This is a genomic window from Paenibacillus sp. FSL H8-0537, assembly GCF_038051995.1.
Lineage (GTDB): Bacteria > Bacillota > Bacilli > Paenibacillales > Paenibacillaceae > Pristimantibacillus.
Genome location: NZ_CP150290.1, coordinates 1,539,426 through 1,564,926, shown reverse-complemented (window position 1 = coordinate 1,564,926; position 25,501 = coordinate 1,539,426). Strand labels below are relative to the sequence as shown.

Annotated in this window: 22 protein-coding genes; 14 read left to right on the top strand and 8 right to left on the bottom strand. The window is 45.7% G+C overall.

Annotation, left to right across the window (positions count from 1 at the left end):
• Positions 1–87 precede the first annotated feature (87 nt).
• The 3 genes from MHB80_RS06355 to MHB80_RS06345 all read right to left on the bottom strand — a co-directional run bounded on the left by MHB80_RS06355 (position 88) and on the right by MHB80_RS06345 (position 3,809).
• A complete protein-coding gene (locus MHB80_RS06355; RefSeq protein WP_341281381.1) occupies positions 88–1,758 on the bottom strand; it encodes an ATP-binding protein in 1,671 nt (556 codons plus the stop codon).
• 44 nt (positions 1,759–1,802) lie between these two features.
• Positions 1,803–2,863 (bottom strand): IS630 family transposase gene (locus MHB80_RS06350; RefSeq protein WP_341282878.1). Its coding sequence is split into 2 segments (ribosomal slippage): positions 1,803–2,363 and positions 2,366–2,863, totalling 1,059 coding nucleotides; the frame shifts between segments, so codons are not numbered across the junction.
• 85 nt (positions 2,864–2,948) lie between these two features.
• Positions 2,949–3,809, bottom strand: coding sequence for a lysophospholipase (locus tag MHB80_RS06345; protein ID WP_341281380.1), 861 nt, complete (start codon positions 3,807–3,809; stop codon positions 2,949–2,951).
• A 100-nt stretch (positions 3,810–3,909) separates the two neighbouring features.
• Between MHB80_RS06345 and MHB80_RS06340 the strand changes: the two genes are divergently transcribed.
• Positions 3,910–5,292, top strand: a complete 1,383-nt coding sequence (locus MHB80_RS06340; RefSeq protein WP_341282877.1) for an NAD(P)/FAD-dependent oxidoreductase — start codon at positions 3,910–3,912, stop codon at positions 5,290–5,292.
• 31 nt (positions 5,293–5,323) lie between these two features.
• Here MHB80_RS06340 and MHB80_RS06335 read toward each other — a convergent pair whose 3' ends face one another.
• Entirely contained in the window at positions 5,324–5,614 is a 291-nt protein-coding gene (locus tag MHB80_RS06335) for a hypothetical protein (protein WP_341281379.1), read from the bottom strand.
• 195 nt (positions 5,615–5,809) lie between these two features.
• Here MHB80_RS06335 and MHB80_RS06330 point away from each other — a divergent pair, with 195 nt between their 5' ends.
• On the top strand, positions 5,810–6,700 hold the full coding sequence (locus MHB80_RS06330; RefSeq protein ID WP_341281378.1) for a helix-turn-helix domain-containing protein: 891 nt from the start codon (positions 5,810–5,812) through the stop codon (positions 6,698–6,700).
• Between the two features lie 76 nt (positions 6,701–6,776).
• Here MHB80_RS06330 and MHB80_RS06325 read toward each other — a convergent pair whose 3' ends face one another.
• The 4 genes from MHB80_RS06325 to xylA all read right to left on the bottom strand — a co-directional run bounded on the left by MHB80_RS06325 (position 6,777) and on the right by xylA (position 11,858).
• Positions 6,777–7,952, bottom strand: a complete 1,176-nt coding sequence (locus tag MHB80_RS06325) for an MFS transporter (RefSeq protein WP_341281377.1) — start codon at positions 7,950–7,952, stop codon at positions 6,777–6,779.
• 21 nt (positions 7,953–7,973) lie between these two features.
• Positions 7,974–8,792: a helix-turn-helix domain-containing protein gene (locus MHB80_RS06320; protein ID WP_341281376.1), complete on the bottom strand. Its 819-nt coding sequence runs from the start codon at positions 8,790–8,792 to the stop codon at positions 7,974–7,976.
• A gap of 234 nt (positions 8,793–9,026) precedes the next feature.
• Entirely contained in the window at positions 9,027–10,526 is a 1,500-nt protein-coding gene (gene xylB / locus MHB80_RS06315) for a xylulokinase (protein ID WP_341281375.1), read from the bottom strand.
• An 18-nt stretch (positions 10,527–10,544) separates the two neighbouring features.
• Positions 10,545–11,858: a xylose isomerase gene (xylA, locus tag MHB80_RS06310; protein WP_341281374.1), complete on the bottom strand. Its 1,314-nt coding sequence runs from the start codon at positions 11,856–11,858 to the stop codon at positions 10,545–10,547.
• Positions 11,859–12,054: 196 nt separating this feature from the next.
• On the opposite strand from xylA, the gene MHB80_RS06305 reads away from it, so the two are divergent.
• The 12 genes from MHB80_RS06305 to MHB80_RS06250 all read left to right on the top strand — a co-directional run bounded on the left by MHB80_RS06305 (position 12,055) and on the right by MHB80_RS06250 (position 25,317).
• A complete protein-coding gene (locus MHB80_RS06305) occupies positions 12,055–13,227 on the top strand; it encodes an ROK family transcriptional regulator (RefSeq protein WP_341281373.1) in 1,173 nt (390 codons plus the stop codon).
• A 267-nt stretch (positions 13,228–13,494) separates the two neighbouring features.
• Positions 13,495–13,947 carry a hypothetical protein gene (locus MHB80_RS06300; protein ID WP_341281372.1) on the top strand — a complete coding sequence of 151 codons (453 nt, stop codon included), beginning with the start codon at positions 13,495–13,497 and terminating at the stop codon, positions 13,945–13,947.
• 452 nt (positions 13,948–14,399) lie between these two features.
• Positions 14,400–15,989 (top strand): AraC family transcriptional regulator, encoded by a 1,590-nt coding sequence (locus tag MHB80_RS06295; RefSeq protein ID WP_341281371.1) that lies wholly within the window; start codon positions 14,400–14,402, stop codon positions 15,987–15,989.
• 119 nt (positions 15,990–16,108) lie between these two features.
• Positions 16,109–17,140, top strand: a complete 1,032-nt coding sequence (locus tag MHB80_RS06290) for an ABC transporter substrate-binding protein (protein ID WP_341281370.1) — start codon at positions 16,109–16,111, stop codon at positions 17,138–17,140.
• 19 nt (positions 17,141–17,159) lie between these two features.
• Positions 17,160–17,723, top strand: a complete 564-nt coding sequence (locus MHB80_RS06285) for a nitroreductase (RefSeq protein ID WP_341281369.1) — start codon at positions 17,160–17,162, stop codon at positions 17,721–17,723.
• Positions 17,724–17,933: 210 nt separating this feature from the next.
• Positions 17,934–18,377 (top strand): SDR family oxidoreductase, encoded by a 444-nt coding sequence (locus MHB80_RS06280; RefSeq protein ID WP_341282876.1) that lies wholly within the window; start codon positions 17,934–17,936, stop codon positions 18,375–18,377.
• A 189-nt stretch (positions 18,378–18,566) separates the two neighbouring features.
• On the top strand, positions 18,567–18,860 hold the full coding sequence (locus tag MHB80_RS06275; RefSeq protein ID WP_341281368.1) for an AbrB/MazE/SpoVT family DNA-binding domain-containing protein: 294 nt from the start codon (positions 18,567–18,569) through the stop codon (positions 18,858–18,860).
• Position 18,861: 1 nt separating this feature from the next.
• Positions 18,862–19,254: a type II toxin-antitoxin system death-on-curing family toxin gene (locus MHB80_RS06270; RefSeq protein ID WP_341281367.1), complete on the top strand. Its 393-nt coding sequence runs from the start codon at positions 18,862–18,864 to the stop codon at positions 19,252–19,254.
• A gap of 249 nt (positions 19,255–19,503) precedes the next feature.
• Positions 19,504–19,839: a helix-turn-helix transcriptional regulator gene (locus MHB80_RS06265; RefSeq protein ID WP_341281366.1), complete on the top strand. Its 336-nt coding sequence runs from the start codon at positions 19,504–19,506 to the stop codon at positions 19,837–19,839.
• Complete coding sequence (locus MHB80_RS06260) at positions 19,839–20,570, top strand: ImmA/IrrE family metallo-endopeptidase (protein WP_341281365.1); 732 nt, start codon at positions 19,839–19,841, stop codon at positions 20,568–20,570. The genes MHB80_RS06265 and MHB80_RS06260 overlap by 1 nt, the downstream gene beginning before the upstream one ends.
• A complete protein-coding gene (locus MHB80_RS06255; RefSeq protein ID WP_341281364.1) occupies positions 20,563–21,183 on the top strand; it encodes a hypothetical protein in 621 nt (206 codons plus the stop codon). The genes MHB80_RS06260 and MHB80_RS06255 overlap by 8 nt, the downstream gene beginning before the upstream one ends.
• Positions 21,184–21,591: 408 nt before the next feature.
• Positions 21,592–25,317 carry an S-layer homology domain-containing protein gene (locus tag MHB80_RS06250; RefSeq protein WP_341281363.1) on the top strand — a complete coding sequence of 1,242 codons (3,726 nt, stop codon included), beginning with the start codon at positions 21,592–21,594 and terminating at the stop codon, positions 25,315–25,317.
• Positions 25,318–25,501: the final 184 nt, after the last annotated feature.

The following is a 25,501-nucleotide window of genomic DNA, read 5'->3' as shown; positions in this document are numbered from 1 at the left end:
TCCTTCATCCGTCTTTTATGACTGACAGGCAAAGGTAGTATGTGCAGGTTTAGTTTCCATTATGTTATTAGAGCATTAGAACGCTAACTAAATATCCGTTTCTCCCAGCATAAAGGTTAAAAGGAACGTCGTTCCTTCCCCTTCCTCGGACTCCACCTCCAGCTTGCCATTATGCCTTTCAGCAATGCTGAGGCAAAGCGGCAGCCCAAGTCCCGTTCCTTTGGACTTCGTCGTATAAAAAGGCTTAAACAGCTGGCTCATCTGATCTGCTGGAATACCTACGCCATTATCACGAATCCGAAGCACCACTTTATTTTCCAGAGGGAGATAGCAAGTAAATATGTGCAGAACGCCCTTTTCCTCCATCGCCTCCATGCCGTTGCGCACTAGATTTATAAGCAGCTGCTTCATTTCCTTGTCAGACATAAGAAAGGCGGGCAAATCATCGGCAAGCTCCGTTTGCACAACCTGTCCTCTAAGATTGGCGTCCGCCTCAAGCAGCGGCAATATTTCCATGATTATCGTCTGCAAGGAATGCTTCTGCATCGGGACGGAACGATTTTGCGCCAATGATAAGAAGTCGCTAATGATCGTATTCGCCCGGTCCAGCTCCTCCATAACGATCTGGTAATACTGCTGCTCATTCAGCCGGCTCCGCTCCCGCATCAGCTGCATAAATCCCCGTATTACCGCCATCGGATTGCGGATCTCATGGGTAATGCTTGCAGCCATTTGTCCAATCAGACTAAGGCGCTCCATTCGTCCCAGCTCATCGCGCAGCAGCGTAAGCTCCGTTACATCTTGGACAATAAGGGCAGCTCCCACAATGGAATGATCCTCCTGCCTCCGGATGGCGAATGCTGTCTTGAGCAGCGTTTTGCCCTCTTCCGTGTGTGGTCCTTTACTGCTCTTGGCTCCAGCGAGCGCATCCTCAAGCAGCTTGATATAGGAACCGTCCTCTTTTGCAGCAAAAAAGGTGTCCATACGTACGTTTCCTGAAAATAAATCTCCGCTTGCCTCAAGCTGCCGCTGGAACAGCTCCTTGCCCTTCGCATTCAAATGCGTGATGACGCCACGCTCATCTGTGAATAAAATCGCCAGCAGCATTTCATCGATGAACTGCTGCTGTTTTTCTACTTCCAGCCGATAGCTGGACGAAACATTTTTGAGCTCCAGCTGCAGCTGTGAGTTTTCAACAAATTTCTCCACAATAAAAATAGACAACCAAATGGCAACGATTGAGCCAATTAACAATAAACCGAATACCGCAACAAGCTCAGTTGACCAGTAAAAGCCCTCATTCATCATAAACATGACAAATATTAAGGATATGTAGACGGAGATTGGCGCTATCGATTTAACGCCTATGAGCCGCTTTCGATGCAAGGGCTTCTTGCTGAATCGCTTGGCAAAGAACAATATAATAGGTACGTGAACAAACATGAAAAAGACAAAAACCATTTTTTCCGCATCGGTGTCAAGCGCTGGCACTCTAAGGATAATATAAAGCAGATCAAGAATAAGGGCACCATATACCCCTCCGTATAAAGAGCCCAAAATAAACGGAACGAAGCGGAAATTCAGCTCATATCCATTAAAATCCGTCGAAACCGCCATGCACGCAACCATTGCGATTGCACTTGCAGCCGTTATAAACACTCGAATATGGTTTTCCTTGCGCTGCTTATAATGCCAGAGCTGAAAGGAAAATACGGGAATAAGTGAGATTACGAATTGTAACAGCAATTCTTTCAACACGAACGACAGGTCTCCCCCCCTAATCGCTTACTATATAAGTTGAACTAGATATATTCAGTGAGTTGATCGTCTTCTAAACGAAGACAAAGACGATCAATAATCGTCTGAGTATCGAGAGCTATGTTTTGCATAAACGCAGCAACTTTTTTGCGGATCTCTGAGACGGTATGGAAAAACACGTTGTTAATAACATCCGATTTCAGCCATTTCCAAAGTCCCTCCACCAGGTTCAATTGCGGACTATACGGTGGTAAGAAAACCAATTCAAGACGCTCTTTGTGATCTTCCAGAAAGGGTTGAAGCAATTTCGCATGATGAATGCGAGCATTGTCCAGTACCATAACCATCTTTCCTTTGGGATACGCTTCGACCACCATTTGTAGAAACGATAGAAATGTCTCTGCGTTATACTGCTCATCTTCTTTCCAGAGAATTTGACCCGTCGTATAATCCAGTACAGCCAACAATTTGACGCCGCGATGTTTGCCTGTGGTCTGGATGTTGCGTTGCTTGCCTTTGAGAAACCATGTATGCTGAAGCGCTTGGTAATCCCGGATCATGGACTCGTCTTCGAAGAGTAAATGAGCAATGTCTTCGTTCATTAGTCTTTTTTCAAAGCAGGAAACGTCTCTTCTGTAAAGACCTGTTGCTTGGCTTCATCCGCAGCAGCTAACGTATACGTGGGTTTGGTGTAGCTGAGCCCAAGGCGGTGTGCCATTTTGGAAATGCCACGAAGCGAATAGGACGGACCGAACTCCCGCTTGATATATTGGCCAATAAGGTAGAGCGTCCAGCTGTATTTACTTTCAAAGCCTACTTCGTGTGGAACCGAGGAGACGATCGTCGCTTTCAGTTGCTCCTGTTGTTCTTTGGTCAGCCGCTCTGGCGCTCCTGTTGAATAGTGGATTTGCAGTCCAGTTACACCTGCTTCGCGGTACGCACGCATATATTTATAGACCGTTCGTTCCGTTCTGCCTATGATCTCTGCGATTTCTTTTGCATTCTTCCCTTTCAAATACAGAACAATAGCTTGATAACGCTCAAACATTCGTCGCTCTTTTTCTTTTTTCATTAAGGATTCAATTTCAGTTAACGCTTGTGTCATTTCCATGATTTCACCATCGCTTTTAAGTTATGTTTCTTATATTCGACAGTGTGGAAATGAATTCCTTTAGTTCAACTTATATAGATTAAATTGCGTGATCCTTATTTTCATCTGTATGCCTATCCAGCCAGTTCGTCACCACTTCAATAAAACGCTGTGCTTCCAAATCATTATGAAGTTCATGATAGCCGTCAGACCAAGAAACAAAAGTACATGCCTCGCCAAGCCGCTGCGCCACTTTCTCGCTTGCTTCATGTGAGGTGATCTTGTCAGCTGCGCCGTGTATGAGCAGCAGCGGCACTTGGAGCTGCCTGCAATTGGCTATTGCCCATTCACCTGAATCATGGAGATTCAGAAAGGTTTTAACCGTAATGCGGGAATGGCACAGCGGGTCTCCTTCCATATGCACGGCCTCCTCATAACCTCGGCGGTACAACTCCCCGCTCTTAAGTCCCGTCGATTGCGGCAGCCCTGGCCAAATGGCCGCGAGCCGCTTCCCCAGCCAAAGCTGGGCACGTGGTGGCGTAAAGGCCAGCCTTAGCCACGGACTGGACAGCACGAGCGCCTTCACTGCAGGCTGGAGCCGCAGTGCGCAATTCATCGCGATGTTGCCGCCCATGCTGTGCCCGTAAAGAAAGAGTGGCAGCCCTGGATGGCGCTCCGCAGCCTGCTCCACCAGCATGGCGGCGTAGGCTGCCGCATCATCTACAGAAGGCAAATGCCCCCTTGGCCCAGAAGAACGGCCATGGCCCTGCTGATCAAGAGCGATTACAGCATATTGAGCTGCTACGAGCCTCGCCGCATATGAACGATAACGTTCACCATGCTCTCCCATCCCATGTATGAGACATAAAACGCCCTTTGGACGCTCCTTTTCTGGCTTCCATTCTCTTACGTATAGTTCGGTATCCCCATAACCCTGAAACGTCCATTCCATACGAATCATCCAAGGCACCTCCAGCTGATGAATTATGTTCTATTATAACTCAATATTTCGTCCGAAGAATGGTACAATAAACAAGATTGCAGAAAGAAAGGCTGAGTGAATCATGTACGATATTATAATTGTTGGCGGAGGTCCCTCCGGTCTAATGGCAGCGGTAGCTGCAAGCGCGCACGGAGCCTCTGTTCTTCTCGTTGATAAAGGAGACAAGCTTGGGCGCAAGCTCGGCATTTCCGGAGGCGGACGCTGTAATGTGACGAATGCAAAAGAGATGGATCAGCTCATCCAACATATACCTGGAAACGGAAAGTTTTTATTCAGTGCGCTAAATGCGTTTGGCAATCGCGATATTATCGCTTTTTTCGAAGGGATGGGCATTGCCTTGAAGGAGGAAGACCGAGGCCGAATGTTTCCGGTTTCTGACAAAGCCAAAACGGTCGTCGATGCGCTCATCCGCAAAGTTCGGGAGCAAGGGGTGGACATTCGAACAAATACACCCGTGCGTGAGGTCCTTTACGCGGACGGTGCCGTACAAGGACTGTTGCTGCAAAATGGTGAAAAGCTCGCGGCGAAAGCCATCATCATCGCTACGGGCGGCAAATCCGTCCCCCATACCGGCTCCACTGGAGACGGCTATCCTTGGGCTATCAGCGGCGGGCATACCATTACTGAGCTGTATCCGACAGAAGTGCCTCTCACCTCCTCCGAGCCTTGGATACGCAGCAAAACGCTACAGGGCATTTCACTGCGCGAGGTAGAGCTAACGGTGTGGAATGCGAAAGGCAAAAAATTGATCACCCATGAGGGTGACATGATCTTCACCCACTTCGGCTTATCCGGCCCAACCGCCCTTAGATGCAGCCAATTCGTCGTCAAAGCGCTCAAACAGGCGGCAAGCAAAGAGCAGCGCGCTTCTGGCGCCGCTCAAGGCATCAGCGCAGCAAATGGCAGAATAGGGGGCACAGACGCTTTAGATGCGGCAGAGCACTTAGGAAGCGAAGCTAGGGAAGCTGCAACCGTACTTCTCACAATCGACCTGCTGCCGGGGCGCTCCGAAGCCGACGTTTATGAGGAAATGATGCAAATGGCGAAGCTGGAGTCTAAAAAAGCGATTAAAAATGTGCTTCGCGGCTATTTGCAGGAACGGCTGCTGGATTTTCTGCTTCAGCAAAATGGCATCAACGGCGATATTACGTACGACAATCTTCCCAAGGGGCCGTTTCTTGCGCTCGCCAAGCAAATCAAAGCTTTCCCCGTTAAGGTGAACGGGACGCTATCCATTGAGGAAGCTTTCGTCACCGGCGGCGGAGTCCATTTGAAGGAAATCGATCCGAAGACGATGGGCTCCAAGCAAAGCTCCGGCCTGTATTTTTGCGGCGAGGTGCTCGATATTCATGGCTACACAGGTGGCTACAACATTACTGCGGCCTTCTCAACAGGCTACAATGCAGGAAAAAACGCGGCAATGGCTGTCTCAGACAGCTAAAGCCGCGCTTTTCTTTTGCCAAAAATGCTGGCTACAGCTCCTCGTTCCAATCCTCATTAACAATATGCGCGGGAATGGTGATGCCGTCAAGCGAATAGGCAGTATCCGTGTAAGCGTTCGCATCAATGGCAGCTTCCTGAATAAGCCGGCCGCCATGCATCTGCATAATCTCAAGCGCAGAAATGAGATCGTTACCCTCCATATGAATATGCAGCCTTCCTCCTTCATGCAGAACTGGATCATAGCCAAGCTGCTCCAGCGTGTCAAAGGCCATCCCCGCGCTCGTCATATCTCCGAAATCAAACAATAATGCCGAATTCATCGGTTTTTTCTCCTTTCGGGCGTTGACTCTATCTTTAGTCTGCCCCAATTTGTTAACGAAGTATGACTAAAGGGTGTTGTCATTTCGAGTTTTTTTCTGCATAATTTAAAATACGAGATATGTCATATTTAATAACCCTTAATGTAATCTAACTTAACTCTAGATATACCACCGATTGAAGGAGGCATTATTAGCATGCATACGATCTTTTACCAGCTAGCCGACCCGATGATGATTGTGGAATATGATTTTAACCGCTGGTATATTCGCGATATTAACAAAGCCTTTACTGGGCTGTCCGGCTATCGAAAGCATGAGCTTCTAGAGGTCAACCCGGAGGATTTCGTAAAGGATTCGCAGCCTTTCGGGCAGCTGATGGCGAAGCTTATTGAGGATGATCAGCTGACGTTCGACTGTGAGCTGACGACGCGCTCTACGATGACGGCGACCGTTCGGCTGAGCTGCCGTAAATTTCAAATGGAGGAGCAAACGTATTATATGCTCGTCTGCAAGGATGTGTCTGCCGAGCGTTGGGGCGATGAATTCGCTGTCGATCATAAAATCATGATGGCCATCGGCATCTCGGAACAATTCCGCATTTTTTCGCTGAAGCGTTATTTCGCTCCGCTTGCCCAAGGCTCGGCCAGCTTTTTGAATCGCAGCATTTTTGATTTGGTTGCCGAGCAGCACCGCGCACCACTGCGCCGCATCATGGAAAGGGCCAAAAGCATCGGCAAAATTGAGCATTTGGAGCTGCATATGCAGATCGGAGATGGCAAGGATACCGCAAAAGCATTGATTAAGCCTTTTTATTCGGGCAACAAGGCGTTTCATAGCTATTTGATCATGCTCACAGAGCTAAACCAGCAAGCCCAAGAGGAGGACCCTTCCTACAAGCTGAGAATGCTGATGCTAAGCAAAAATATTTCCGCTACATCGCTTTCCCGCTCCACGCTCATTTCCTTGACGACCATTTCCAAAATTCGCAACGGCAAAATAAAAAAGCCCCAGCGACTCACAGCCGAGCTTATCGCCGGAGAGCTGGGAGTAAAGCCGGAGGCGATTTGGAGCAGCTTTAAGCAGTGATTGGGGCGATATGTTGGAGTTCAGAAATAAAATCGTATGAATGAAATCGATCGTACTATTTTGTTCATTTGCATATTTATTTAGTAATAATAGGAATTCCAGTCCTACTGCTAATTTTTTTAAATAGTAAGATGGCGAGAAGTAAAGCTATGCTGACAGCGGCAAAACCCAGCCAATTCAAATACAGGACAGATGTACGACTGATGACAAGCCCGCCTAATCCAGATCCCAGTGCAAAACCAAATTGGATGAAGGAAGTATTTACGCTTAAGGCAATGTCCGGATTTCGAGGTAACAGAGTAACCAGATACAGCTGCTGAGCAGGGGATATACTCCAAGTTGCTAACATAAAGATCATTAAAACCAAAATCAATACAAAGAGATTGACACCGGCTAGAGTGAATAAAAGAATAGTTGCTCCTTGTAACAGGAGTCCAAGACAAATTGTGAATTTCGATCCCTTTGCATCTGCCAATTGTCCGCCCACTTGTGATCCGACAAAGCTGCAAATTCCTGCTAGGAATAGAACACCGCTAATTTCGGTTATGGAAAGAGAGGATGTGGCTTGTAAGAAAGGCGTAATATAAGTGAATAAAGTAGAGTATCCGCCGATATAAAATAAAGTAATAACCAAGGCAGTTAGAATTTTTGTATCTTTTAAAATGGAGAGCTGCATCCTAAGGGTAACGGCTTCTTCTTCTTTAATTGAAGGAACCTTTTTATAGATGATAATCAATGGAAGAACGCTTAATAAGCCGATCGTAATGAATAAAACTCTCCATCCAAATATCTCACTAAAGAATGTGCCGATTGGAACACCAAGCACAAGTGAACTGCTGAGCCCCATCAAAATAGTACCGATGGCACTGCCCCTTTTTTCTTTTTCAACGAGTCGTGTCGCTACTGCCATGGCTACTACAGTAGCGATCCCTCCACTAGCACCTTGAATAATTCGTAACCATAGTACGGTTTCGTAAGATAGGTTTATAAACATTAGTCCATTGCTGGCAATAAACACACTGAGAGTAGCCATGAGCAGCTTCTTGCGCTCCATATTTATCGTTAAAGCAATCAGAATCGGAGCGATAATGGCCGCTGCGAGAGCAAATACAGTCACCAATAGCCCAGCTTCAGAAATAGATACTTTCAAGTCCACCGCCATCATTTCAATGACTCCAGTAATAATATATTCAATGGTTCCGATCAGAAAAACAGCAAGTGCCAGGACATAGATGATCCGTTTGTTTTTCAATTCTATCCGCTCCTCCTCCAGTTATCTATTTATAATTGGAATTTGTATTTCTATGAATTGTGCATCTTGTTTTGGAGATAAAGGTAAATATATTTCCCTGCCAGACTCGTTTTCCTTGATCTGATAGTTATTTTTCTCTATCCATCTAGCTAAATGAACACAGGCTGTACAAGCAAAGTTAGAATTCGAACGAAAAGCCATTGTGGCCATCATCGGCTCAGGAGGAAGAGTCCGTAGCTGGAAAGGGTCTGGAGATAATAGCAGCTCACAGGTTAAAAAATAACCGACTTCAAACTCAAACTCATCCTCTTTTCCGTCTATTTCTTTCCACAAAACAACCTGCGGACCTTGAGTCAATTGGCGAATCTCCTTTGATAATAACTGATTAAATTTACGAAACAACTCTGGAATGTCCTCTTCTCTCCCATATGCTGTCTGAAAAAGAAACTGCCTGGCACCTTCTGCTTTGATTCTGATTTCTTGCCCTGTTTCGACTTGCCCCTCTTTTTCTATAAGCTGCATACGCTCCTCAATCCTGACGAGTTTGGCTTGTTCCGTATCGAGGATTTGCTGGATTTCGCTTCTTTTCAGCTTAAACATCCCTTGAATATTCTCCAATGTAATATCCTCCTGAAGCAATTGTGTAATTTGTGGCAATGTGAAACCCAATTCCTTATAGAATAAGATTCGGTTGAGCTCAAGAAGCTGATCTGCGGAATAGTAACGGTAGCCAGTATCGCAATCCACCTTTCTCGGCTTTAGTATGCCAATCTGGTCATAATAGCGCAGTGTTTTTAGAGAGACCTTGCTGAGCCTGGAAAACGCACTGATTTTAAACAAAATATCGCCTCCAATCTATACATAATGGGATTATACAGTTTCCCCTGCAGGGGAAAGTCAAGGATGTGCATATTTCTCCTTTTTATAAATTTCTCTCATGCCGATTGTAGCACTAGCTATGGCTAAACTGTCCTTTGGATAACTAATTCATGTCTATTTCATTCCATAAAAAAAGCCGCTTCTCCTGAAAAACAGAAGAAGCGGCAGCCATATGTGTTCTTGCGGGTAACCTCGCTAACCGCGGTATGCGGCTAACGCTTCGTTCAAACTGCGCGTTTGCGTGTAAACCTGCTGATAGATACGGAACAGCCCTTTATACGCTTCAACAGCTTCAGGCTGCGGCAAATATTGCTCGGCATGCTTCACAAACTTCGCTGCACAAGCCTCCAGGCTTTCAAACCAGCCACTGCCGTATGCAGCAAGCATCGCTGCGCCGAGGCCAGGGCCCTGCTCGTTTTCGAGCGCTACTACCTTCGCGTCAAAAATGTCAGCCTGCATTTGCAGCCAAACCGGATTTTGCGCTCCCCCGCCAATCGATACAATCGTATCGACCGTTTTGCCAGCCGCACGGAACATATCGACCGATTCATGCAGTGAGAACGTAATGCCCTCCATCACGGCACGGGCAAAATGAACCCGCTCATGCGAGCCATCCACGCCGATAAAGCTGGCACGAATAAGGGAATCCGGATGCGGCGTACGCTCGCCTACGAGATAAGGCGTAAACAACAGACCGCCTGCTCCCGGCTTCACTTCCCCGATGCCTGCAAGCAGCTCATCAAAGGATTCACTCGGCGCGAACGTCTTCTTGAACCAGCTCAGGCTGTAGCCTGCCGCAAGCGTCACGCCCATTGCGTAGAAGGAATCTTCCTTGCCGTGATTGAAGAAATGTACTTTGCCGGCAAAATCCTTATTTTTGTCATTTTCATAGGACAAAATAACGCCGGATGTTCCTATGCTGCATAGCGTCAAGCCTTCGCTCAAAATGCCAGCGCCGATTGCGCCGCAAGCATTGTCGGCTCCGCCAGCGAACACCTTTACCGTAGCTGGCAGTCCTGTGCGCTGTGCCCATTCAGCAAGCAGCGTACCCGTCTGACCATGCGACTCAGCGAGTGGCGGGCAGAAGCTTGCCGGCAGCTCAAATGCAGCCAGCACCTCTTCGCTCCAGCGCTTCGCTGCTACATCCAGCAGCAGCGTGCCTGCTGCATCGGAGTAATCCATATGCTGCTCGCCTGTCAGGCGATAGCGTACATAATCCTTAGGCAGCAGGAACAGCTCTGCCTGTTCGAAAGCAGCAAGCTCATGCTCGCGCACCCATAGGATTTTCGGCAGCGTGAAACCTTCCAGCGCCGGATTGCGCGTAATGCCGAGCAGCTTGTCGCCAAGCGTACGCTCGATTTCGCGGCATTGCGCCGTTGTGCGAGTGTCATTCCAGAGAATGGCATTGCGCACCGGATTGCCTGCACCATTCAGCAGAACAAGACCGTGCATCTGGCCGGAGAAGCTGATGCCCTCGATTTGCGCGCTTGCTTCTGGCCCAATTGCAGCGGCAAGCTCGCCAAGCGCCTCGAGCGTTGCATCTACCCAATCATCAGGCTTCTGCTCGCTCCAGCCCGTGTGCTCATGATAAAGCGGGTAGCTGCGGGAAGCTTCGCCTGCAACCGTGCCTTCTTTATTAATGAGGAGCGCCTTGACGGCGCTCGTACCTAAATCTATTCCAATGACATAGCTCATAGCCGAAGTCCTCCCGACTTAAACGCTGAAAATAACTTCGCTCAGTTGCAGTCTAATGCGCTCTTGACGACCGGACTCTAGACGGATCGGATTGTTTTGCAGCGCGTATTGCTCAAGCGAAGCCAAAGTTGCTTTACCGGAAACGATGTCAGCGCCGATGCCTTCTTTGAACGTACGGTAACGGTTGTCTACGATGCCATCAAGAATTTTTTCTTCCGTCAGCTTCGCAGCAGCTTTCAGACCCCATGCAAAGCTGTCCATACCCGCAATGTGACCGAGGAACAGGTCATCCGCTTCGAATGATGCACGACGAACCTTCGCGTCAAAGTTAACGCCGCCACGGCCGATGCCGCCAGCTTTCAGCACTTCAAACATAGTCAATGTAGTGGAATAAAGGTCAGTCGGGAATTCATCTGTATCCCAGCCCAGCAGCAGATCGCCTTGGTTCGCATCAAGGGAACCGAGCATGCCGTTGATAGCTGCCGTGCGGATCTCGTGCTCGAACGTATGACCAGCAAGCGTTGCATGGTTCGCTTCAAGGTTCAGCTTGAAATCGTTGTGCAGGTTGTATTTGCGCAGGAACGAAATCGTTGTCGCTGCATCAAAGTCATATTGGTGCTTCGTTGGCTCTTTCGGTTTTGGCTCGATCAGGAATTGCGCGTCGAAGCCGATTTCTTTCGCATATGCAAGCGCCATTTCGTACAGGCGTGCCAGGTTATCCAGTTCGAGGCCCATATCGGTGTTAAGCAAGGTCTCGTAGCCTTCGCGGCCGCCCCAGAAAACATAGTTTTCAGCGCCAAGCTCTTTGCCGACTTCAAGGCCTTTTTTCAGCTGTGCACCAGCATAGGCATAAACGTCAGCGTTGCAAGTTGTGCCAGCGCCATGAACGAAGCGTGGGTGCGAGAACATGTTAACCGTGTTCCAAAGCAATTTTTTGCCGGAAGTTTTCATGTTTTCCTTCAATAGGCCTACGATTACATCAAGGTTTTTGTTCGTTTCTTGCAGCGTAGCGCCTTCTGGAGCGATGTCCACATCATGGAAGCAGTAGAACGGAATGTTCAGCTTATCCATGAATTCAAAGTTAGCTTCTACGCGTGCTTTCGCACGGTCAAGGCCGTCTAGCTTATCCCACTCGCGGAACATCGTTGCTGAACCGAAAGGATCTGTGCCGTTAGCGTTAAAAGTGTGCCAGTAAGCAACAGCGAAGCGCAGGTGCTCTTCCATCGTTTTGCCAAGAATGACTTGCTCCGGGTTATAGTGTTTGAATGCAAACGGATTGTCCGAACCTTTGCCCTCAAATTGAATTTTGCCAATGTTAGAAAAATAGCTCATTTTTATAAAACCTCCTGATAGGGTATGGGATAAATGCTTTGTTGCATATCTCATGATGTAAACGCTCCCCAACAGCATAACATGATCAAACTTAGTTTGTCTATTGACTAAACTAAGTTTTTTTGTGCTAAAATAGTCCTATTCATCTGTGATACAATACACTACATGGATTTTTAGATGGACGGAGGCAATCTAGTTGAAACTGAAGACGACCGGCGACTTGGCGCTTATCAAAAAAATGAATACCGCGATTGTGCTGGAGGCCGTTATTAAGCATGCCCCTCTCTCTCGCGCTCAAATATCTGAACGGACCGGACTTAATAAAGCGACCGTTTCCAGCCTTGTACAGGATCTGATCGACAATCATCTCGTTTTTGAAAATGGTCCCGGCGAATCGAGCGGCGGACGCAAGCCCGTCATGCTGCTGTTTAATGGACAAGCCGGACATGCCATCGGCATTGATCTTGGCGTCAACTATATGCGCGGCGTGTTAACCGACCTCCAAGGGACTGTCATTAGCGAGCGGCAGCTTACCTTCAAAAAGCGCGAGCAGGATTTTGCCCTGAACCAGCTCATCGCCTTTATTGAGGAGCTGGCGTCGCAAGCTCCGAGCAGCCATTATGGCCTAATCGGCATCGGCGTTGGAGCGCCAGGCATCGTCGATGACAAAGGCGCGATCCTGTTTGCGCCGAACCTTGAATGGCAGCAGGTTGAGCTTCAGCAAATGCTGGAGGAACGCTTCGGGCTGCCTGTGACCATCGACAATGAAGCCAACGCTGGAGCTCAGGGCGAGCAAAAATACGGCGCGGGCCGCGGTATCGCTAACCAGATATACGTCAGTGTCGGCATCGGCATCGGGACGGGCATTATTTTAAACAAGGAGCTGTACAAAGGGGCTTCCGGCTTTTCCGGCGAGCTGGGGCATTTGTCGATCGAATATGGCGGCAAGCCGTGCCGCTGCGGCAATCAGGGATGTTGGGAGCTTTACGCTTCGGAGAATGCGCTGCTGGAGCAAGCAGAGCCGCTTGGCTTTGAGACGCTGGAGGAGCTTATTGCTGCCGCAGAGGCAGGAAACAGCGAGGTACAGGCCTTATTTTATGCCATTGGCGAATATTTGGGCGTTGGCATTTCCAACATTGTTAATGTGTTTAATCCAAACGTCGTGATCATCGGAAACCGCATGAGCCGCGCACAAGCTTGGCTGGAGGATGCGATTCACGCCTCCATCGCCCGTCGCACACTCAGCTATCACCGCGAGAAGCTGCAAATTTTGTTTGCCGAATTGCAGGATCAGTCCGCCGTCCGCGGCGCCGCTTATTATGCGATTAGCGCTTTTTTCGCGAAGGTTAAGAGCGGGCAGCCGGTATAACGAAATAGGAAACAACTTACATCTATAGGCCATTACTCAGTTATAAACCTTATAGAAAGAAGCAACTATCCCCGAAAAAGGTCAACATAATCGATTCAAGCAGCATATTGCTTCTGTCGATTATGCTGACCTTTTTTTCAAACAGCCCCCTAAAAAGTTATGAGAGTTGTAACTTAGTCAATAAATAACTTTACTTTAGGCGAACTTATTGTTACAATCCTTTTAAAGAACCATGAACAAAATCAAAATAAAATCGTAAAGGGAGTGTTGTTTATAAATTCATCCGACTATGTCAAGTTCATTGCCAACCTAGAAACTTATGAACTAAATAAAGAACTAAATGAACTAAATAAAAGAATTGAATTAGTAAAATCTGTAATTTCTATCAAGCAAACTGAAGATGTAAAAATTGTTTCTGAACAATCGTTGACAAGTGAGGCTATTATTACAGAAAATGACTTGAAGTATGGCCTGTTGCGCTTTTCGAGCAATTCAAATATTGCTGAAGCTTTAATTAAAGGCAGTAAGTTAACGCTTGAGTACAAGGGATTGACTTTTGAATGTAGTGTGCCACAGCTCGAAAACTACCCAAACCAAAAAGGAAGAATTAACGGTCTAAAAAAAGTATATAGTCAATTCAATGATTTCGCAGAAAATAAAACAGTATTAGCTGATTTTAATCAATCTCTGAATAAAATTACGATTATTGAAGTCAAGTAAACATCAATTTTAAAACTCTACTTCGGCCCTTCTGTCTATAAAGATAATCAACTAAAAAATAAAACCCGACCACTAAGGTCGAGTTTTATTTTTCGTTACAACTATCATGCATTATTGCCATCAACTATAAAAATATAGCGATGCTTTACCATATCGAACTAAAGCTTCTCTCATCGTAATAATTAGGGTTTTCCCGAATTTATATATATTACACCCCGTCTTTATTAAATCGTTATACGGTTCACCTCTGTCTTACAATGAAGAACCGACACAAGCAGTCGGTTTTTGAAAGAACCTCGTTCTGCTACAACCAAACCATGACTCATGGAGGCGCTCCCTCCGTTAAATTCTTTACAACAACAATCCATGGTACTTCCTCTGCAAATGGGTGTAAAATATGAGTAATTATTGTTTGACATCGTACTCGCCGCGGAAGGAGCAAACTAACCCAAATGAAGGAACCCGACAGATTATATATGCTCATTGATGCTCAAAGCGTCAGTACAGTTCTGACTGAACCGGAACTTCACCAATCCGATCACCATACTCTTCTCATCATTACAAAAGGCAGCGGGGAAGGAAAATGGAACGGGCAATCGCTTATTCTTCCTCCTTCACATGCCCTTCTTCTCTCACCGGATATAAGCTGGACGTTAGGAGCTCGGGGCCACTCTCCACTTGAATATGAACGAATTTCGTTCGATGTCTATATAGAAGGATCAGATGGCGCACTTCACCGTCAGAAGGCTGAGCCAAACTTCCAGCAAGCTGTGTCATTATCAGAAGCGCCGCAGCTGGCTAGGGAAATAAGCACAGCATGGAAAGCAGGCAACAGATGGGATCGCATGGAAGCGAGCATTCGCTTTCAAGAGCTTCTGCTGGTAGTCCTTAGGCATGCTGAGACGGAGCCTGAGCTGCTTCATAACCATGTCCGTGAGCTGATGCAGCAGTCGAAAGTTTATATCGATACCTCTTTTCACCACAGCCTCACACGTGAAATGCTGGCAGCGATGGCAGGTATGAGCGTGGCGCATTACTCTAGGCTTTTCAAAAGGGAATTTGGCCGGGGGCCTATGGAATATTTAAATGAAGTCCGCATCGCACAAGCAGGCAACCTGCTGATTGGTTCTGAACATACCATTCGCGAGACGGCACATCGGGTCGGTTACCAGGATGAGTTTTATTTCAGCCGCAAATTTAAAGCGGCAACGGGTACTTCGCCAACCGTTTTCATCAAAAAATACCGCAACTCAGCGCGAGTCGCTTCTGTAGCGATCCCTTACACGGGCCATTTGCTGGCGCTTGGCATGCAGCCCTATGCCGCAATGGTCAACCCCTCGCAAGAACCCCTTGCCGAGCTGCGTGACACTCTGACAGTAGGAAATGCTCAGCCTGATCTAGACAAGCTTCTGCATGCCAGACCCGAGCTCATCATTGGATTTGAGCGCACAGATTATGAAGAACCAGACAAGGCCGATCTCTTTCGGCATATTGCCCCTACCTGCACGGTGCCCTTCCATGGGGAATGGCGCGACCATCTTCGCATAATTAGCCGGGCAGTGAATCGGACCGAGGCGGCTGATTTATGGCTGGAGCAGTATGAAACATCGGCTGAACGCTCGCGTAGCGCTATCCAACACCAAATCGAAGATCAGACTGTTGCCGTGGCCCAATTTGAAAATGGTCGTTTTCAACTGTTTGGAAGCCGTAATCTGGGTACGGTCCTGTATCGCGATTTAGGGTTTGCGATGCCGAGAGAACTGGCGAATGTCTCCCATTCTCAAATGCTTACGATTGAGGAGCTAGCAGCCTATAATATCGATCATTTGATTTTGTTCACCGGCGGGGATCATCGAAAAAGTGAGGCATTCAGACATTCGATCGAATCAAATGCAGCTTGGCGTGAACTTAAAGCGACGCGTAGCGGACATATTTATGATCTCGGAGCTTCCCGGAGCTATTCCTGCTACACCTCTCTATCCCATGCCTTGTTTCTACGCCGGACAACCGAATTATTCATGAGCCAAACGTCCATGCAGTGAGCAGGATCGTCCATGGCTTTAAAACATACGCCTGCCTATAATAAATAACGATAATGATTATCAAAATCATAAAGGAAGGCGTGTGGCAAGTTTTGTTTAAAATAAGTGTGTTCTCTCAAATGATGAAGCGAGGTACTCTTCTTCTCTCGCTCCTGCTTCTTATCGGCTTGTTAGCCGCCTGCGGCCAAAGCAGCAGCACCGGAAATGCAGCGGCAAGCGGATCACCCTCTGAGCAGGCGGAATCCTCAAGCACGGAGTCCCCTAGCGCCGAGTCTCCATCAGCTTCGCCAGCGGCATCCGAGGCTGAAACCCGGACTATTTCTACGGTTAAAGGCGATGTTGTCGTTCCTGCTCATCCGAAAAAGGTAGCTGGCATGCTGTATGTTTTTGCCGACCATCTGCTGGCACTCGGCATAGAGCCTCATGCAATGGTTACTTACAACGATCTTGGTTTTCCCGCGTACATGGCTGACCAAATGAAGGATACGATTGAGATCGGCTCAGGCGAAGCGCCAAATTACGAAGCACTGCTTGAAGCAGCGCCGGATCTTATTCTGGCGTCGAATACGCTCAGTGAAGCCAACTACGACCAGCTGTCCAAAATCGCTCCAACCATTCTTTTTGACAACGAGAATGAAGGAGACTGGGAAAGATTCCATGAAACCGCTGCTGTGTTCGGTTTGGAAGCTGAAGCAGAACGCATTCAGGCGGAATACGATAAGAAAGTGGCCGATGCGCATGACAAGCTGGCTGCCGAAGCACCGAATGAAACGGTTGCTTTTATGAGGGTTCAGGACAAGCAATTACAGCTGATTCAGCCTAACGATAACTTCATCATTTTTGGAGCATTAGGCTTAACACCAGCATCCGTAGAAGCTGTCGATTTTAAAGATTCATGGAATGTGCCGATTTCAGCAGAAGTTCTCCCTGAGCTGAACCCTGACCGCATGTTCATTATTCTTCGACCTGGTGACGTCAACAAGGTGGCGCTGGATACGATTATGAGTACCTCCATCTGGTCGAATTTAAACGCAGTTAAAAATAATCGCGTCTACATCGGAGATGCAAACTTGTGGTTTGCAGGCTACGGTCCAATCGGGCTTAGCAAAATTATCGACGAAATTACGAATGCTTTTGCATTGAATTCCTAATGGCTATTGAGGCATCAGAATGATGAATAATATTGCAGATATCATTCGAGAACGACGGACGATTCAGGATTTCAATGGTGTGCCAATTCCAAAAGAAGTGCTTCATACGATTCTGGAGGATGCTGTATGGGCGCCGTTCCATTCGAAGAAAGAGCCTTGGCGGTTCATTCTTTTCATCGGTGAGGGAAGGCGCAGATTTGCAGAGGCTGTGCTTCATACGAGGCCAGCGGAGTTTGTTGCGAAGTATGGTGAACAAATTTATGAGACCTATTGCAGCCAGACACCCGCTCATCTTATTGTCGTGATGAAGGCTGACTTGCCTCAGAAAGCTTGGGAAGAGGCTTTTGCAGCCACATCGGCGCTCATTCAAAACATTCAACTGCTGGCTTGGGAGAAGACAATCGGCTGCGTGTGGAAAACAAGTCCTTACAATGAGCATGCTGATTTTCTAGCAGCGGTTGGTGTCACGGCGGCGGAGAAAATCGTCGGTACTCTGCATCTGGGCTATTTTAACCCCGAGGCGCATCCTGCGCCGAAGCCTCGTACGCCTGTGGCGGAGCTTTTAACATGGATTGAGCATTAGATAGATAGCATTGGATAAGTGATATTCCCCTGCTCGCCCTATTCCATCAACATCATGAAAAACCCGACCAAATGCGGTCGGGTTTTTGCTATGTCGTTCAATGTTTTGCATGATGCTGCTTGACGTAAATTTGCGTCGTATTAAACTTCAAAATTTGGATAAGCTGCTCGCTCATGTAGTCTATAGAAAGCTCAAAGTCGCTGTCGATCCATTCCAAAATTAAGTGGCGTTAATCTGAACGGGCAGTTTTACGCTTGTCGTTCAGCAATTAAAGTATTTAATACACAAGCGAGCGGCGGCACGATCGTAAATGTAGCCTCCATCGCCGGTTATTTGGGCGCGCGCGGCGGCGCGGCATACACAATGTCTAAGCATGCGGTCATCGGCCTGACGAAAAACATCGCAGCTTTCTATGGCCGCGAAAACGGCAAAATCCGTGCGAACGTAATCGCACCAGGTTCCATCGCAACCGGCATGACGGCTAATCTGGGCACGCTTGATCCACTTGGCACTCTTACATTTGGCGACCTTGGCCCTTTCAATGGCGGCGAAGCAGACGATATCGCCAATACGGCTCTATTCCTCGCGTCAGACGAGTCGAAGTTCATCAACGGCGATGTCATTACAGTTGACGGCGCTTGGACGTCTCGATAAGATCGGCGAAGTGTGGTTTAGACAACCACACTTGCCTCAAACGTATTGAACACCATCCATCTGAGGATGGTGTTTTTGCTTTATATTTGAAGTAAATTTGCTATTATGTACATACGTTATAAAAGTTACTACAGTAATAAGGTATAACAAATTGTTCATAGATTATACTTATAGATGAGGAAAATTTTAATGAATGGTGTGGTCAAAGTGACAAATGAAAAATCAAATGTTACGCGTTATTCCCGCAAAATAGGGCGAATGGGCAATAGTCTTGGAGTAAGTCTGCCAAAAAGCTTGGCTGAAAAGTTAAATATCTCACAAGGCGATGAAATCGAATTTGTGGAAAATGATCGCGGTGAAGTTGTTTTGATAAAGGTTCGGCAAGCTCAACTCCCCGATAATGTAAGGCCAGAAGTTCTTGAAGCCTTCTTTGACGTATTTGAAGAAGATGAAGGTATTCTTGAAGACTTAAGGGACCGATGAAATGATAATATTCCTAACCAAAGAAGAGGTTATTTCAGCCCACTATTACATGATGCGAAAAATGAACGACGCAGACCAAGCAGGAGTGAAGAATCACGGCCTGCTGGAATCTGCGGTACATAGACCTGAGCAAAGTATCTTTGAAGAAGATGCTTATCCCCATTTATTTGACAAGGCCGCGGCCCTGCTAGAGTCTCTTGTGAAGAATCCTTGTTTCCACAATGGTAATAAACGGACAGCCTATTTGATTACCAAATCATTTCTTATGATTAATGGCAAACATTTAAGAATGGAACGTAAATACGCTGTGGAGTTTATTGTAGATATTGCAAAAGGCATTCATTCGTTGGAGTATACCGCACATATTTTAAAGGAACATTCTATAGATAAATAATTCAAAAACGTCTACTCAGGTGATATTAACTTTGCGACTATACCTATCAAGCAAACATAGCATGAACTTCGGACAGGGGTTCGACTCCCCTCGCCTCCACCATATAAATCCACTACAGCATGAGGCAGTGGATTTATATGGTGGAGGCGAGGTATCCTTTCTCAACATTTTGCGTAAGATAATAAAAAGTGTTTGTATACGTCTACAAATTTTTGTATATTATTTGTATACAACAAAGGTGGTGTATGTATGAATACCCAAGAGATTGTAGTTAAAAAGGTTAAAGCTTGGTTAGAAGCAGAAGGGAAAGCTTATCAATGGCTAGCTGATGAATTGGGATTAAGTAAAAGTATGGTAGGTCATTTATTATCAGGAACTCGCGTTTTGCAACCTCTTTATGTTGAGCGAATAGCGAAATTAATGGGTACCCAAGTAGTGGATCTCCTTAGGGAGGAATCGGGGGAAAAAGGATTGTTGACAGTTCGTTTGCGAGGAACGATTTCTAGCCGTCGGTCTAAAAGAGAACTTGATTCATTATTATATGCAATTGAAGATTATGTCGGTCTTAATGATCAGGTGAACTGATGAATCGCAGAGAAAAAGCTGAGAAAGTTGCTGAGGTATACGCAGCGAGTTTTTTGCAAGACGCAATAGGTCAGGATATATACATTGGTTCACATATTGAACGTTTACTTGCTGATAAAGTTAATTTGATTTATCAATATGTAGAAGACGAAAATTACTTTGGCGCAGCAATTCAACATCAGAATGGTAAACAGTTCGTTGTCTTGAATACTTTTCATTCCTTAAGAGCACGATATTTTACAGCTGCCCATGAGCTGTGGCATTTATCAGAAGGAAGTCTTATGCAGGATGAAGATTTTGACCACGAACGAGCAGCGGACCGATTTGCGGCAGCAATAATGTTACCTAAAGAACTCACTAAACAATTATGGAATAAGTTTAAAAAGCAAGATGACGAGATAGCTATTTTGAAAATTGCAGATCTTGCTGACGTTCCATATGTAGCGGTAGTACGGAGATTAAGGGAACTTGGTGAAAATGTACCATCTAAAAAAATTACCGAAATAGAATGGCTGAAAAAAAGATCTGTATTAGGTTTTCCAATCTCGGTTTCAGATGATTCAAGTAAGGAAACAAGATTTGTCGCGTATGAGCATGCAGTAAGAGAAAATGTAGAGAAAAACGGTTTAGATATTCTTACAGCAGCAAATAAACTGTCGAAGTTTGCCCCCAGGCTTGCAGAGCATTATCAATCGACTGCTCTTTCAAGGGGGCATGAAGTAGATGCGTAATGGAAAAGTGTTTGTTGATGCTAACATAATTATTCATGCCGCTACATTTAAATCTGCTGATGTCTTTTCATGGATTGATTCATTGTATGAGGATATCTATGTCCATCAAGTAGTATTAGATGAATTATTAATATCAGATGTTAGGAATAAAGTGCAGAGTTATATTGATCAAGGAAAGTGGAAGCTTTTTGATCCTGATGATGAACAGGCATTGACAGAAGATGATTACGCGATCTATGAAAGTTATTTAAAGGATATACGTCAAGCTTTTACAAAGTTAAATGAGAAGAAAATAAAAGAAGGGCGTCCCTTGAAAAATACTAATGATCTTGGAGAAATTCATAGTCTAGCAGCGGTACTTATACTAGGGGCGTCAATTATTTGTAGTAATGACTACGATATAAAGGAAGTAATTCAAGATACCCCAATTTATGCGACGAATGGCCAGGCTATTACGAACATGTTAATCGAACAAGATACACTGGTCGATCTTTGCTATCTTACGATTAGGGAAAGTATTGAGAAGCCAAAGGTTGTCCGCAGATTTTTGGGTGTGGTTGCTTCTGACAGATCAACGGAGTTAGAGGGACTTTTAACAGAAGTTGAAGTATAGCGTTCTTCTGGGTCGCCATAATACATATGTTATCGCTAAGATAAATTCAAAATAGTATACACATACTGTATTTCTAATTAATTGCTTTGCAGCGAATTGTGGTTTTACAAAGCCACCTCTCCTCCACCATATAAATCCACAACCATTTCGGTTGTGGTTTTTTTGCATTTCATGCAGCCACTGTCCCATCGCTGGGCTCAATTACAATTGTCATGTCAGTATCTGACGTCGTCACCTCCATCATGTAAAAGCTGATCCATACATATTCAGGTTCTACTTATCAAAAGAATTATTATTTTTTCAACTTTAATTAATATAATTTCTTAATAGTTAATGAGTTTTAAATTTACAATGCACTGTTATATTACTAGTTGGACAATCATCTTATTAAGGAGAGTAGGACAAGTAATGAAAATCAGAGTATTGCGCAAGGCAGTAGTAACCTTATCATTGATAACGTTGCTGGCAGGAGGATTAAATCCAGGCTTTGGGCAAAATAATCAAGTCTATGCAGCAGGTATGGTGGCCCCCTCCGTTATGGTTGAGGATTTTGAAGATGGCATCTCAGATGTGAAATTTAATCCTAAACGGATGTATGAGGCTACGCTGCACCTGGAGGATAACAAGAAGCACGTAAGGAATGGACAATATTCGGCTAGAATTGATTACGATATGATTGGGATAGTGGATAACCCTTCTCAAATCGAAGTAGGTTATAAAACAGGGAGCATCCCCGTAACAGGTTACCCTACTAAAGTAGGCATGTGGGTTTATGGGAACAATGAAGGACACTTGCTAACGACAAAATTTAGAGATCAAGGCGGCTCCTCTTTCCAAGCAGAGTTTTATGACGCAGGTCAAACGGGCATCAACTGGTCTGGTTGGAAATATATTGAGGCCGCTGTTCCACAGGGCAAATCAAGTCCGATAGTCCTTGAATTGTTTTTCCAATTGAAACAATCGAATATGAGCAAAAAAAATAAAGGCTCGATTTGGGTAGATGATATTACCTTTATCTATGAGGATTTGGATGAGGATAAAGACGTACCTAACATTAAACCTATAGCCCCTGTCGAGAATGACGTATTAAACGCTCCGCTTGATGAATTAAAGGTTGAGCTAACCGATAACGGAGCAGGTCTAGATTTAGATACGTTATCGGTTCTTTTGGATGGAACGGATATTACAGATAGAGCAAACTATTCTTCTGACACTGGTTTATTAACCTATCCAGGAGCATCTGTGGATGGCGGTTATCATGAGCTTGTTATTGACGTGTTGGATATGGTCGGCAACCCAGCAAGCAAAACATATGCTTTCACAATAAATGCAGGTGAACGTTTGTTCATGACTGCTGAAGAAGAAGCCGTCAGTAATGAAATCTACCCTGTTCAAGTTAGCCTCAAAGACTACTTGAATGCAGACTCGGTAAAATTCGCATTAAATTATGATGCAAACGCTCTTCAAGTTGAAAGCATTACTCAGGCGACTGGAGTTGCCCTAGACTCAAATATCGACAATGATCAAGGAATGGTTCAGGTAGCACTTGATAACGTAACAGCCGCAACCCATGATGTCGTTACGGTTAACTTTAGAGTAAGCCCTCATGCCGTGTTAAAGCGTGGTGAAAATTACAAAACCATAAGCATGAGTAATCCTAATCTTACAGCGGGCGGAGCTCAGACTAGTTCACCGCTAGCTTCCCCCATCCACTATACAATTGCATTTCCATATCAGCTGGAAATGACGGGAGTGAGTTTGGGCACATCGTCTACTTTTACCGTATTAGACCGTGAAGGTACACCGTATGAAGGTGCAGATATTGTTTTCACTGGTTTATTAAAGCAAAGCTCAGTCGTTACGGTTGAATCTGTAACGTCTAATGTTTATGGCGATGATGATATGTCTTCTGACGTGATAGTGGTTGCACAAGCTGGAGAACGCTTCTATGCTTCAGCTGAAGCTGATGATGGTTTATTCGAGGTTATTCTCCCAGATGGCCAAACAACAGGCTATATTTCTGAAGCTGATGTCAGCAGTAAGTTATTGAACAGCAGTCTTGGCCAAACAGATGCTAAAGGTCAATTAACGACAGATTTAACTACGTTGGCACTTGGAACCTATCAGGTTCAAGCTGTCATCGGTGATCAGAACAGTAAGGTTGTCCATTACGAAGTTGTGGAGCAGTACGGAACGGATGAACCGCAATATGTTCAGACCTATGTAACAGAGGATATGTCCTCACAAATGAGCGCTGCGTGGCAAACAAATCCGGAGCAAGCCTTTACTTCTATTCAATACCTCGAAGCTAGTGAATGGGGAACTGAAGAAAGCCCTGATTTCAACCATGTAAAGCAACAGCAAGCGGAAAGCGAGCTTCAGGTGCTGAGTATGAAGGAGAATGGATCGAAGGGTGAGATCCGCTTTCATAATGTCCTGATTGAAGGCTTGAAAGCAAATACTGCTTACAAATATCGTGTAGGCCATGAGGGCAATTGGTCGGAGTGGCATGAATATTCTACTATAGACCAGAACAAGTCGACACCAACCTCATTCCTGTTTATTACGGATTCGCATACGAATCAATTAAAAGGCATGCAAACTTATCAAGAACTAATGACTAGCGCTTTGACACAATATCCATCAACGCAGTTTATTATGCATGGCGGAGATATGGTTGACGTAGGAGGCGCATTTGAAGAATGGCAGAAGTTCTGGCAAGCTTCCTCGGTCTATGCAGCAACACTTCCAACAGCTCTAACCTTGGGTAATCATGATGTGAAGAGTGAAGGTAAGGAAGTATTTACTAAAGGGGCGAATTTTCCAAAGAATGGACCCGCATCCCAATTGCAATATGCTTATTCTTATGAGGTCGATGATACTCATTTCGTCGTATTGAACTCAGAAGGCACAGAGGAACAAATGATTGAACAAGCAGCATGGTTGAAAGAAGACTTGGATCAAAATGATAAAAAATGGACGGTCGCTATGTTCCATCGTCCTGCCTACCATACGGAAAATGGTCGCGAATCCCTTGTGGAGTATACCCAAACGTATTTTGCCCCTATTTTGGAAGAAAAGAAAGTTGATTTAGTTCTAGTGGGTCACGATCATGTGTATGCTCGCACCTATCCAATGCAGGAGGGCAAGCCGAATAAAGCCACAAATGAAGGTACTGTATACCTTGATGGCGGTGCTTCGGGCTGGAAATTCTATGATGGCACCCAGTATAATTATTTGAATTTTATCTTTGATGAAGACATTCCTGTTTATTCCGCTATTGAAATTACCGATGATAAGATTCATGTGGAAGCACGTACGAGTGCAGGTAATATCCTAGATGAGTTTTCCGTTGTGAAACCAACGAACAATGGGCCGTCGACACCTACACCTACACCTACACCAACGCCGACTCCAACACCAACACCAACACCGGCGCCGACGTCGCCATCTACATCGACACCAGTAACAACACCAGCGCCAACACCGACGTCGACACCTGTACCAACGCCAGCACAGACACCAACGCCTTCGACGCTGGTCTTTAACGACAAGGTAGATGTAGACGTAGTTAAGGCTATAGTAGAAAAAGGGCAAGCTGCTCCTACTGTAAGCTTTACGGACGTTCCAGCAGCTTTATGGAGTGCAACAGTAGTCGAGCGTGCCGCTAAGATGGGTATTGTAACAGGCTACAGTGATGGCTCTTATCATCCCAATGAAAAGGTAACTCGCGCGGAGTTCGCCACAATGCTTGCGAAAGCTTTTGGTCTTGGGAATGCTAGCGGCTCTTCCTTCACAGATACACAAGGGCATTGGGCCTCTGAAGCGATCGCAGCCTTACAAGGTAAAGGGATAATCACGGGTTACAGTGATGGCTCCTTCCATCCTAATCAAGAAATCTCGCGCGCTGAGATCGTTGCCATGCTTGCCCGGTTGACCAATTATGCTCCTAATACATCCAATCCATTCTCGGATGCAGCTGCCAATTGGGCCTCTGAACCAATCAGCGCTTTTGCAGCCGCGGGTATCGTAAGTGGCAAAGGCAACGGATTGTTCAAACCGAATGAATCTGCTTCCCGTGCGGAGTCCGTTGCAATGATCATTCGCTTGTTGGATAAATTGCTCGCAAAGTAAGTACAAAATGATTACTTTCAAGTAGCGGAATCCAAAACCATAGTCGTAACGAGGCTGTGGTTTTGGCGTTTCTGCTGTCCATCATAAGCTTGTCATCAAGCTGAATTTGCATAAATAAATAACTCCACACAGGGGAAGACTGACTTAAGTCCGTAAACGTTCCCAATCCAAAAAATACTCTAAC